The organism is Arcobacter sp. YIC-80, from assembly GCF_044841725.1.
Taxonomy (GTDB): domain Bacteria; phylum Campylobacterota; class Campylobacteria; order Campylobacterales; family Arcobacteraceae; genus Arcobacter_B.
In genome coordinates, this window is sequence record NZ_JBJBSI010000010.1 from 82316 (window position 1) to 94622 (window position 12307).

At 26.4% G+C, this 12307-nt stretch carries 13 protein-coding genes; 8 read left to right on the plus strand and 5 right to left on the minus strand.

Translation table 11 applies throughout. From position 1 onward, the window contains the following. Positions 1-17: 17 nt before the first annotated feature. The 3 genes from ACH5BK_RS12455 to ACH5BK_RS12465 all read right to left on the minus strand — a co-directional run bounded on the left by ACH5BK_RS12455 (position 18) and on the right by ACH5BK_RS12465 (position 2499). Positions 18-710 carry an aspartate/glutamate racemase family protein gene (locus tag ACH5BK_RS12455; protein WP_404307894.1) on the minus strand — a complete coding sequence of 231 codons (693 nt, stop codon included), beginning with the start codon at positions 708-710 and terminating at the stop codon, positions 18-20. Between the two features lie 34 nt (positions 711-744). Then, the gene (locus tag ACH5BK_RS12460) at positions 745-2184 is read right to left on the minus strand and encodes an alanine/glycine:cation symporter family protein (RefSeq protein ID WP_404307896.1); all 1440 of its coding nucleotides are present in this window, start codon (positions 2182-2184) and stop codon (positions 745-747) included. A 123-nt stretch (positions 2185-2307) separates the two neighbouring features. Next, positions 2308-2499 (minus strand): sodium-dependent tyrosine transporter, encoded by a 192-nt coding sequence (locus ACH5BK_RS12465; protein ID WP_404307898.1) that lies wholly within the window; start codon positions 2497-2499, stop codon positions 2308-2310. 127 nt (positions 2500-2626) lie between these two features. On the opposite strand from ACH5BK_RS12465, the gene ACH5BK_RS12470 reads away from it, so the two are divergent. The 5 genes from ACH5BK_RS12470 to ACH5BK_RS12490 all read left to right on the plus strand — a co-directional run bounded on the left by ACH5BK_RS12470 (position 2627) and on the right by ACH5BK_RS12490 (position 5754). Continuing rightward, on the plus strand, positions 2627-2755 hold the full coding sequence (locus ACH5BK_RS12470; protein ID WP_404307900.1) for a hypothetical protein: 129 nt from the start codon (positions 2627-2629) through the stop codon (positions 2753-2755). A gap of 299 nt (positions 2756-3054) precedes the next feature. Continuing rightward, complete coding sequence (locus ACH5BK_RS12475; protein ID WP_404307902.1) at positions 3055-3315, plus strand: hypothetical protein; 261 nt, start codon at positions 3055-3057, stop codon at positions 3313-3315. 53 nt (positions 3316-3368) lie between these two features. Continuing rightward, the gene (locus tag ACH5BK_RS12480; protein ID WP_404307904.1) at positions 3369-3776 is read left to right on the plus strand and encodes an ester cyclase; all 408 of its coding nucleotides are present in this window, start codon (positions 3369-3371) and stop codon (positions 3774-3776) included. Position 3777: 1 nt separating this feature from the next. Continuing rightward, positions 3778-4701, plus strand: a complete 924-nt coding sequence (gene rimK / locus ACH5BK_RS12485) for a 30S ribosomal protein S6--L-glutamate ligase (protein WP_404307906.1) — start codon at positions 3778-3780, stop codon at positions 4699-4701. Beyond that, positions 4702-5754 carry a succinylglutamate desuccinylase/aspartoacylase family protein gene (locus ACH5BK_RS12490; RefSeq protein ID WP_404307908.1) on the plus strand — a complete coding sequence of 351 codons (1053 nt, stop codon included), beginning with the start codon at positions 4702-4704 and terminating at the stop codon, positions 5752-5754. Between the two features lie 10 nt (positions 5755-5764). On the opposite strand, the gene ACH5BK_RS12495 is transcribed toward ACH5BK_RS12490, so the two are convergent. Together ACH5BK_RS12495 and ACH5BK_RS12500 are read right to left on the minus strand one after the other, a co-directional pair. Beyond that, entirely contained in the window at positions 5765-6736 is a 972-nt protein-coding gene (locus tag ACH5BK_RS12495; protein WP_404307910.1) for a zinc transporter ZntB, read from the minus strand. 7 nt (positions 6737-6743) lie between these two features. Further along, positions 6744-7772 carry a peptidase M42 gene (locus ACH5BK_RS12500; RefSeq protein ID WP_404307912.1) on the minus strand — a complete coding sequence of 343 codons (1029 nt, stop codon included), beginning with the start codon at positions 7770-7772 and terminating at the stop codon, positions 6744-6746. A gap of 73 nt (positions 7773-7845) precedes the next feature. Between ACH5BK_RS12500 and ACH5BK_RS12505 the strand changes: the two genes are divergently transcribed. The 3 genes from ACH5BK_RS12505 to ACH5BK_RS12515 form a co-directional block, all read left to right on the plus strand. Then, the gene (locus tag ACH5BK_RS12505; RefSeq protein ID WP_404307914.1) at positions 7846-9666 is read left to right on the plus strand and encodes a mechanosensitive ion channel domain-containing protein; all 1821 of its coding nucleotides are present in this window, start codon (positions 7846-7848) and stop codon (positions 9664-9666) included. Positions 9667-9798: 132 nt separating this feature from the next. Next, positions 9799-10323, plus strand: coding sequence for an Hcp family type VI secretion system effector (locus ACH5BK_RS12510; RefSeq protein WP_404307916.1), 525 nt, complete (start codon positions 9799-9801; stop codon positions 10321-10323). A gap of 172 nt (positions 10324-10495) precedes the next feature. After that, positions 10496-12307, plus strand: a 1812-nt coding sequence (locus ACH5BK_RS12515) for a type VI secretion system Vgr family protein (RefSeq protein ID WP_404307918.1), incomplete at its 3' end; no start/stop codon positions are given.

Genomic DNA, 12307 nt, shown 5'->3' on the forward strand with positions numbered 1-12307 from the left:
CAAAGTTTTCTTAAAAACTAGCTGTGAAAGCTATTCACAACTAGTTTTTTAGCTAATAAAGATGTAACATCTATTAATTTTTTTTGATTATATTGAGTTTTAATTAATGGTAACTCAGTACAAGCAAGAAAGATATTATTTGATTCTATTTGATTTAAAATATAATCAAAATTATTAATAACCTTTTTACTTTCTCCCCCATACTTTTTTACATCATAAATTAATTGATGAACCATTTCAAAGTTTTGTGGAACTTCAATATCAAAAGTTTCATATAAAGATTTAAAAACTGAAAATTCTTTCATTTCAAGAACTGGTAAAGCACCAATAATACATGCTTTTGATAGATTATTTTCATTTATATAATCTTTTACAACATCTAAAGTTGATAAAAACTTATGTTTAAAACCTATTTGCTCTATTTTATTTTCATAAACATTTAAAGTATTACAAGCAATAACAAAAAAATCAACACTTTGACAAATCTGTTCTACTGCTTCTTTTAATGTTTTCCAAACTTTTTCATAGTTCTTTTCAAGCTCCATTGAATGACCTAATTCAGGAACTGATAAAATAGTCACATTTGGTGCATCTAAATCTCCATGAAAATTCTCTTTTAATAAAGCTTTATTCTCATGTAAAATCTTTTGCCATAAATCAATACCAGCCTCAGGTCCAGAACCTGTAATAATACCAATTTTTTTTCTCATATAAACTCTTTTAAGAAGTAAGAAAACTTACTTCTTATTTCTCTCTTTTATCATTGATATTATCAACAATCTCTTTCCATGTATCTTTATCAATTTTAAATTCATGATAGTCATTGTATCTTAAAACAGGTTTTCTTCCCTCTTTTAATTGTCTATCATACCCTTTAATAAGCCTAATAACAGGTTTATATAAAATAGCAATTACAACTAAGTTGATTACTGCTAATAATCCCATAGATAAATCAGCAAATGAGAAAATAGAACCTAAATCTTGGAACGATCCCCATACGATTAATGCCACACATAAAACTCTAAAAGCATTAAATAGTGTGATATTTCCCTTTGAGAAGAAATTTAAACTATTTTCTGCAAGATAGTAGTTATATAACATTGAAGATAAACCAAATAAAAATAATGCAATTGTTACAAAATAACCACCAAATGGTCCAATATGTTCAACTAAAGCATTTTGAGTTAATAATACACCTTGAACACCCTCTTGACCTGGTACATAAACACCAGATAAAAGAATAATAAATGCTGTACAAGAACATAAAATAATAGTATCAATAAATACAGAGAACGATTGAACAATACCTTGTTGAACTGGGTGTGCAACATACGCAACTGCTGCAACATTTGGAGCAGAACCAAGTCCAGCTTCATTTGAGAACATACCTCTTTTTGCACCTTGTAAAATAACAGCACCAATACCACCACCAATAGCAGATGAAGGATTAAACGCTTCTGTTACAATTACATTAATAAGTCCAGGAATTTTATCTAAATTTAAAGCTATAACAACAATAGCAATTAATAAATACCCAACAGCCATAACAGGTACGATAACTTCTGAGAATTTAGTAATTCTTTTAATACCACCAAAAATAGCAGCTGCAAAAATCATAGTAACAATAAATCCAGTAACCCAAGTAGGAATATCAAATGAAGATTCAAAAGAAGTAGAGATAATAAACGATTGAGTTGCATTAAATGCAAAACCGAAAGTAATCATTAATAATACAGAAATAATTACACCTAACCATCTTTGACCTAAAGCCTTAGTAACATAATAAGCTGGTCCACCTCTATATACGCATGAATCTTGACCATCTTTTTCTTTATATAACTGAGCTAAAGAACATTCAAAGAAACTTGTACTCATACCAATAAGACCAATTACCCACATCCAGAACACAGCACCTGGACCACCTAAAGTAATAGCAACAGCAACACCAGCGATATTTCCACCACCAACTCTACCTGCAACACTTAGCATTAAAGCTTGGAAAGAACTAATATGCCCTTCTTTATCATGCACTGTATCTCTTAAAACTCTAAACATTTTAAAGAAATATCTAAATTGTACAAACCTTGACGTAACCGTAAAAAATATACCTAAAGCAGGAAGTAAATATATTAAAATATTTCCCCAAATTAAGTTATTTAAAAAGTCATTAATTTCAGCTAACATTTTTTCTCCTTTTTAGTTAAAAGCAGTTTAGCAGTACAAAGAGTGATAAAAGTGGGGTTTTAAGTTTTGGAGATTTTTTAGAGGTAAAAACTAGTGTTTTTACCTTTTTTTAGTTAATTTTAACTATTTTTTTATATTTAATGCTTTTTTTAGCCATTTTTGTGCTGCTTTTACATCTTCAAATTTTTGAGATTTAGCAACTTGATCTTTACCTTCATAAAATCTAACTCTAATACCATCTTCTACATGATCAATTTTTGTTCTTGTGATTTTATTAAGATTAATAAAAACTCTATCATTTAATTGAAAAAACATAAGCTTCCTTTTTTATTTTTTCGTATTCTATCATTTTTTTATTTTATAGTAAAGATTAATTTACTTTTTTATTTTACTTTTTAAGAAAAAGTAAATATAATTTAACTTTACTATGAAAGGATTTAATATGGCTACGATTTCAAATTCTTATGTACAAAAAAACATAACTGAGGAAATAAGCTCTATTCTTTTAGAGTTAGTACAAGTTTCTAAGAAATTTGTATATAAATATCATAAATATTTAGGGTATTTTTAATACCCTAAACTATTTTTATTAGAAAAAAACTTTCCATAAAGTCCTAAAAAAGACTACTTTTATACACTGAACAAAAATTAAGATTATTTTAAGATTATTTTCTTTTTTTTGATTTATAATTCGCAAATAGAATAAGAAGAATGTAATTATCAAGAATACTAGAAACTTAATACACATACATATTTGGCGATATCTTTAGTAAAAGTTTCTAGTAAAAAGTTGTACTCTAATATATTGAGTACTTTTATACTAACAAATCTAACTTATAGAGAAGTTAAGTTTGTTATATAGGAGTTTAAATGTTAAAAACAATTTTATTTACTTTTTTAGTGTTAAATATTACTTTAAATGCAAATACTATCTCTGTAGAAGAAATAGATTGTGAAAATTTATTTGAGAAATGTATTGCAAAATGTGAAAATAAAAACACTGAAGAAAAAGATCTCTTATGTGTTGAGAAATGTGAATTAGAATTTGATAAATGCCTAATTTCACAAGAAGTAAAACTTCAAAATGAAAATTTAGAAGAATACCAAGAAAACGAACAATATAAAAATTAATAGATATTAATTTCCTTTTATCTTCTTATTCTATATTTTTTAATGAGGAAAAAATGAAAAATTTAACAAATAAAGATTTAGTAAAACTTTACTATGAAGAACTATGGAATAAAAAAAATAAAGAGTTTATAGATATTTTATTTCACGAAAACATCTCTTTTCATGGTTCACTAGGTCTTGAAGCAAATGGGAAAAAAGAGTTTGAAGAGTATATGACTACTATTCATACAGGTATACCATCACTGTTTCATAGTATAATAGATATGGTAGTTGATAATAATAGCATTGCTGTAAGAGCTTTATATACGGGAAAGCATACAGGAAAACTTTTTGAGTATGAAGCTTCTAATAATAGAATTTTATATAATGGTGCTACATTTTTTAAATTTGATGAAAATAAAATAAAAAGTATTTGGGTACTTGGTGATTTAAATACTTTAGTAAAACAATTAAAGGCATAATGTGAGAGTATATATTTTATCAAGAAACCCATCTTTATATTCTACTAAAAGATTAGTTGAAGCAGGAAAAGCTAAAAACTGGGATATTAAAGTAATTGACTATTTAAAGTGTAGTATTGAAATCATGAAAGGTGAATTAAAGATAAATTATCAAGGTGTTGAACTACCTGTTCCTGATGCGATTATACCAAGAATAGGTGCTAGTAGAACTTTCTATGGTACGGCAATGGTAAGACACTTTGAAATGATGGATGTATTTACAGTTACAGGAAGTTTAGCAATTAAAAGAAGTAGAGATAAATTAAGAAGTCTTCAAATACTTTCTAAAAATGATGTTGATATGCCAAAAACAGTATTTGCCTCAAACATGTCAAGTTCAAAAGATGTAATAGCTCTAAGTGGTGGAGCACCTTTGGTTCTAAAAATCTTAGAAGGGACACAAGGTGTTGGAGTTGTTTTAGTTGATAGTGAAAAAGCAGCTAAATCTGTGCTTGATGCTTTTTATGGGATGGATGTAAACTTACTTGTTCAAGAGTTTATAGAAGAAGCAGGTGGTGCTGATATTAGAGCTTTTGTTGTTGGTGGTGAAGTTGTTGGAGCTATGAAACGACAAGGTGCTGAGGGGGATTTTAGGTCAAACCTACACCAAGGTGGAACAGCAGTTGCTCATAAACTTACAAGAAAAGAAAAATCAACAGCCTTAGCAGCTGCAAAAGCTATGGGACTTGGAGTTTGTGGAGTTGATATGATTCCATCAAGTAGAGGTCCTTTAGTTATGGAAGTTAATTCATCACCTGGACTTGAAGGAATTGAAAAATCAACTCAAATTGATATTGCTGGTAAGATTATGGATTATATTGAAAAAAATGTAACACCAAATGAACCTAGTAGAAAAAGAATTAAAAAAGATAGAATAGGAGCATAAATGCAAGATTCTAAAACTTTCATTTTAGGTGGAGTTGAAGTATTAAAAGGTGAAACAAAAAGAGTTAATATAAAACTACCTAAATTATACAATACTCCTGGAAACTTGCCTATATATGTTTTTAGAGGAAAAAAAGATGGCCCTACTGTTTTTGTAAGTGCTGCTGTACATGGAGATGAATTAAATGGTATTGAAATTATAAGAAGAGTAAAAAAACTAAATATTTTAAAAAGATTAAAAGGTACTTTAATTTTAATTCCAATTGTAAATATCTATGGAATAATGACTCTTTCAAGATATACTCCTGATAGAAGAGACTTAAATAGAAGCTTTCCTGGTTCACAAAAAGGCTCACTTGCTAGTAGAGTTGCTAAAATCTTTTTTGATGAAATAGTTAGTATTTGTGATTTAGGAATTGATTTACATACAGCTTCAATTCATAAATCTAACCTACCTCAAATAAGAGCAAACTTAAATGATGAGTTATCTTATAAACTTGCTAAAGCTTTTGAAGCGCCAGTGGTTTTACATTCTCAATTAAGAGATGGCTCACTAAGAGCTTTATCTCAAGAAAAAGGTATTCCTGTTCTTCTTTATGAAGCAGGAGAAGCTCTAAGATTTGATGAAACATCAATTAGAATTGGAGTTAAAGGAATTGTTAATATTCTAAGACAAATGGATATGCTTCCAAAAACTACAACAAGAAAAACTAAAAAACTTCCTATTATTACAAAAAGTAGCAACTGGATTAGAGCCTGTGAAAGTGGAATTTTAAGAACAATAAAAGCCTTGGGAGATACAGTAAAAAAAGATGAAATAATAGCTTATATTGATGATCCAATAGAAGATATTTCTTATGCTATTAAGGCTTCTTTTGATGGAGTTATCATAGGAAAATCTGAAATTCCATTAGTTCATGAAGGTGATGCAATTTTTCATATTGGAAGATTTAAAAATCTTGAAACAGCAGAAGACAAAATAGAATATTTTAGTGAAGATGCTATAGAAATAAGTGAATTTAGTGAGCTAAATATTGAGGATTCTATTGAATAGTATAGAATCCTTAAATCCATTTCTTCTTTTTAAAAATAAGTAATTGAATTACCAAAACTATTACCAACGCTAAAATAAAAATATTAAAAGCATTTTTATCTTCAACTCCTGGCATTCCAGCTATATTTACTCCAAATAAACCCGTAAAGAAACCTAAAGGTAAAAAAATAGCTGAAATTATAGATAAAATATATACTCTTAAATTCATCTCTTCACTTAGTTTATTTGAAAACTCTTCTTGAATTAAACTAAGTTTATCTCTTAATGTTTCTATTTCTTCTATATATCTTATTAAATGATCCGTAATCTCTTTTAATTTTATTTTATCATAATCACTTAACCAAGAAATCGAATTAAAACTTAGTTTATTTAAAGCATCTTTTTGAGGATATAAGTATCTTTTTAAAGATAAAAGTTCTTTTCTAAAAGATGAAATTTCTGTTTTGATATTTTGTTTTTCTTCATTTAAAATATTCTCTTCTAAATTTAAACTACTCTCTTCTAAATCATCAATTGTTTCTTGCATTTTACTTGTTATTTTATCAGTTAAACCAATTAAGAATTCAGCTGAACTTTTTGCACCTTTATTTTGCTTTAATTCTTTTGCCATTTCATGAACAGAAAGCATATCTCTTTTTTTGGTACTTATAATTAGATTTTCATTTATAAATACTCTTATAGATACCATATCTTCTGGTTCTGAATTTGCATTAAAATTTATTCCTCTCAAAGCAATTAAGATAGAATCATCTAAAAAAACTGTTCTAGGTCTAGTCTCTTCTGTTAAAAGTGCATTTACGACAATTTCATCTAATCCACTTTTTGTTTCTATCCAATTTATACTCTCTTGTTTTGTATAATCAAAATGCAACCAAATTAAATCATTTTCTAATCTATTTTCATACTCTTCTAAATTTATTTGCTTAGCACTACCATTTTTATCTAAGCAAAAAGCATAAATTAACCCATCTATTTGTTTCATATTTTTCCTATAAATAAAGCTCTTTTAATATTAACATCATGCTATCAATAGAGTTTTTTGATGTTGTTTCTTCGACAGTATGATAACCAATAGTTGGTACTTGTAAAGTTGTACCTTGAATCATACCCTTACTAGCTTTTATAATTCTTCCAAGTTCTGTAACACCTAAAGATGTTTTTACGCCTGTTTGGTTCATTATATTTTTCATATATTCATCTTTATAATGATATTTTATTTTCTTTCTTAAAGCTATTTTCTTTATCTTACTTTTTAATGGCGATCTAAAATAAGCATTTTCATCTCTATTTCTTAAAACAATATCTAAATGACTTAAATCTTCTATATTTTTATATGGACTTGTATCTAAAACCAATAATTCTTTTGTTGAAATATCATATCTTCTAAAATATTCTAATAAAAATCTCCAGCTCTTCCCTGCTTCTTCAGAAGCAGTAAAAAATGCTGTTCCTTTATATCCTAGTGAGTAAAGATGTAAAATCATAGCAATACTTAGTACATTATCAATTTGAGCAGAAACTAAATCATTTTCTATAGTTAATTTATCTAAAAATGCTATTGGTGTTCCAGGAAGTAAATGCTCTAAATCTTTTACTTTAAAAATAATATTATTTCTTCTTTCACATAAAAAAGCATCTTCAATTAAACCTAAACCCAAATAAGATCCAGACCAAGGTTCATAAGCTTGTACTTTTTGATTTACAAATCTCATCTCAAAATTTTTAAGCATTTGTTCTGAATTTGAATTTCCTTTTAAATCAGCTTGATTTTTTGCAATATAAGCGGCATATTGAAATTCATTGTGACCTGTACAAATAAGTCCATGTCTATCTGCATGTGCAGATATATATCCACTAGTTGGGTTCTCACCTGTAGCTACTAAAATTCCATCATAGTATTCAACTTTTATATTCATTTCTTCAAGTTCTCTTTTTAAATATACAAAAAAAGAGTGTTCAGCTCCAACGACACTTGGTATTCGTATAAGTTGCTTTAAAATGTCATAAAAATTTTCCATTTTTTCCTACTTTATTAAATTGCATAATTATATCTAAATTTCTGATATAATTATGCAAAAAAAGGTATGCTTAATGAGAATTTTCTTAGTGATTTTTTCACTTTCAATTTTTTTGAATTCTGCACAAATAGATAATAGTTTATTTGATAACAAAAACAATAAAGAGTTTTATAAAACACTTGAAAAAAACATAGAAGACTCTTCTTTAAATAAAGAGTTTTCACAAGAGATTATTAACACTCAAAAAATACATTTAAAAAGACTTCAAGAATTGCTTTCTAAAACTATCAATGTTGAGAAATTTGATAACTCAAAGTTTTTGAATAAAAATATTAGTATTAATGATTATTTTGAAGAAATACAAAACTTAGTAAATACACAAATTAAAATTGATAAACAAAATAGTTTATTAACAGATATTCAAAATAAACTTATTTATTTAAAAAAAAGTATAGAAGATATCATTGAAGAAGAAAAACAAAATCTTCTATCATATCAATTACAATATGCTTATTATAAAATTCAAAAAAGCAATATTGAAGAAAGACTAAAACAGTTAAAAGTAAATGAAAGATTACAAATAAATGCTTTATTTAACTACTTAACAAAAATAAAAGAATTTGATTTATCTTTATTAAGTAAAGAATTAGAACAAATTCAAAGTAAAATTAATAAACTTATTCAAGAAAAAACATCTTTTGAACTCGAACTTGAAAAAGAAAGCATTGAAGAGAACAATAAAAATATAGAATCAATCAATAAAAAAATTGAAACATTAGATTTACAAATACAAGATCTAACACAAACAGTTTTAAACATATTATTTAAACAAAATATTTTTAATATAATAAATAAAAATGAAAAAGAACTCTTAAGAAACTATATTGCAAAAAGCGAAAAAATAGATAATTTATCAATCAAAAATAAAAACTATTTTGAAAAGATTGATGCTTTTATAAAAGACTTAGCAAGGAAACATCTTGGTAATACTAAACTTTTTTTAAGTAATTCTATATATCAAAGTCAAGATATATTAAAACAAGCTTGGACATATATAACATCACCTATTTTTGTTTATAATGAAAAAGCCATAACACTATTTAGTTTAATAAAGGCTATTTTATTTATTATTATTGGATTTATAATTGGTATTGTTTATAAAAAATGGTTAAATAACCTTTCTAAAAAATGGCCAAACATGAGCCAAATGTCTTTAAAACTTTCATCAAATGTAGGTTTTTATATCATCATAATTATTACATTTATGATTACTATGAGTGGTTTAGGAATTGATATGACATCAATTTCTTTAATAGCAGGTGCTTTATCAATTGGTATTGGATTTGGACTTCAAACAGTTGTTTCAAATCTAATAGCTGGGGTGATTTTAATGTTTGAAAGAACTATTAGAATCGGCGATATTATAGAAATAAATGATTTATTAAAAGGAACGGTAACAGATATAAGAATTAGATCAACAACTATTAAAACCTTTGATAATATAGATATTGTTGTTCCAAATTCATCTTTTATTCAAAACAATGTTATAAACTGGACACTAGAAGATCCCTCAAGAAGACTACATATACCCTTTGGAGTTGCTTATGGGACAAAAATAGAAAAAGTAAAAGAAGTAGTTTTAAAAGAACTTGAAGATAGTGATTTAAAATATGTAAGAAATAATGAAGATAAAAAACCTGAAATCAGACTTGAAAATATGAATACAAGCAGTGTAGACTTAGAGCTTTTAGTTTGGATAAAAGCAAATGATAAAATACAACCTAACTCTTTAAAATCTGATTTTTTAATCCTTATTTATAATTCTCTTTATAAAAATGATATAGAAATCCCTTTCCCTCAACTGGATTTACATATCAAAAAAGCTAAAAAATAAAACAGTTTTAACTGTTTTATTGATAAATGTACTTAAAAATCCAAAAAAGTATCAAAAACTATTATGAAATAAATATTTATTAAATTATAATTTGATAAAATAAAAAACATTTTAACAGAAGGATAAAGAAAAATGAATAATCCAATATTTATTTCGATAAAAGGTAGTACACAAGGTTTAATTACAGAAGGTACATTTACACCAGAATCAGTAGGTAACTCATACCAAAAAGGGCATGAGAATGAAGCATTAATAAAAGGTTTTGCACATAACATTAATATACCAAGAGATCCACAGTCAGGACAACCATCAGGACAAAGAGTACATGAACCATTAGTAATATCAAAACTATTTGATAAATCATCACCATTATTATATAACGCATTAACAAAAGGTGAGACATTAACAGAAGTAGAATTAAAATGGTACAGAACAAGCTATGCAGGAAAACCAGAGCATTACTTTTCAATTGTATTAGAAGATGCAGTAATCGTAGATATAGACGCATACATGGATAATGAAGAAGGACAAGCAAAAACACAAGTAGCACCTTTAGAAAAAGTATCATTTGCATATAGAAAGATTACATGGAGACATGAGACAGCAAGTACATCAGGAGAAGATGACTGGAGAATTGGTGTAGGATTAAATGCCTAAACATAAATAAAAATAAGGAGGGAACTCCTTATTTTTTATATATCAAAAAGTAATAGAAAATAAAAAAAAGATAAAAATAAGAATAAATAAAATAATAAAAGTAGCGAGAAAAAATATTATTTTTTAATATATAAGATAAAAAGAAGTATAAAAAAATAAGTAAGGCTAAAAATTGTCCGAAGAAATAAAAAAAAGAATAAATGAGATAGAAAATAACTTACAAGAAGAAATAGAAGAAGCATTTAGTTTAAAAGAGTTAAGAAAAGAAGTAAACCAAGAAATAAGCTGTAGACTAAAACTATTAAATTATAAAGAAAATGAAATAATAGGATTAGGAATATTAGATGGAAGCTATAGTGTATATAAACTAAAAGGGAAAAGTCAAGTAAATAAACCCTATAGCTTTGAACTAATATTTGTAAGTGATGAGTTTATAAATATAGAAGAACTAGTAGATACAGATGTAGAAATAAAACTACAAGATGAAATAAGCCCTATAATAAAAAAAACAATATATGGGAAAATATATAAAGCAAGTGAAGATAGTATAGTAGCAAGAAAACATCTATATAAAATAGAAGTAGTATCACCTCTATATTATTTAGGATTAAATAATAGATATGAAATATATCATGAAAAAAAAACAAGTGATATAATAAAAGAGATAATAAATAGATATAACCAATTATTAAACCTTCAAATAGATATAAAATTAGATTTATTAAAAGCTCCAATAAGAGAGTATACAACTCAATATAATCAAAGTGATTTAGAATTTATACAAATGCTTTGTGAAGAAGAAGGATATAGCTTAATAATAGACTATAGCTCAAATGATCCATATAAACTAATATTGTGTGAGTTAAATGAACATGTAATAGTAAATACATACTCTTCAACTTGTTCTTTTAATCATAGTAAAGAGTTTAAAGCAAGTAATCATATAGAAGACTATTATGATAAAAATAAACCAAGCCAAGAATATAAAACACAAAGTGGAGCAAATATAGTAAGCTCAATAAAAGATAATGAATCAACATCACAATTAAGAAATGATATAAAGAAATATACATTAAGAGATAAATTAAACTTGTTAGATGAGAGTTACTATAAAGATTTAAATAGATATACAAAAATAGATTCTCAAAGAGAATATGTACAATCAAATATAATAGAAGGAAGTTCACAAGAGTTAAATATAGAAGATAGTTTGTGTATAAGATTAGAAGATGAGAAAGCAAATAAAAAGATAGATAGTATCATCATAGAAGTAGAATATAAAGGACATTTTCCAAATGCCCTAGATGAATATAGACAAAATATAAATGAACAAGTAAAACATCAACTGCAATATGAAGTAGAATTTAAAGCCATACCAAAAGATATAGAATATAAACCCAAAAAAACGATAAAGAAGCCAAGAATAAACTCAATATTAACAGCAAAAGTATCAAATGGGAATTCAAATACAAAAGATTATGATAATAGTATAGATGTAGATGAAGAAGGAAGAATAAGAGTACTGTTTGCATTTGAAGAGAATCAAATAACATCAACATACCTAAGAGTATCAAATATACAATCAGGGAATGGATATGGGAGTCAATTTATACCAAGAGTAAATCAAGAAGTAATAGTAGGATTTATAAATGGGGATCCAGATTGTCCTATAATAATAGGAAGTTTGCATAATGGGGAGAATAAGAAGGCATATAACTTGCCAGAGAATAAAACACAAAGTTATATAAGAACAAATTCAATGCCACAATATGAGGAGACAAAAGGGTATAACGAGTTATTATTTGAAGATAAAAGAGGAGAAGAGAGAGTATCAATAAGAGCACAAAGAGATTTAAATTTCCATGCTTTAAATAATCAGAATATACAAATAGAGAATAATTCAAAGACCATAGTACAGAAAGATAAAGAGGAGACGATACAAGAGAATTCAAATTTAACAGTAGGGAAAGATTTAAATGAGAAT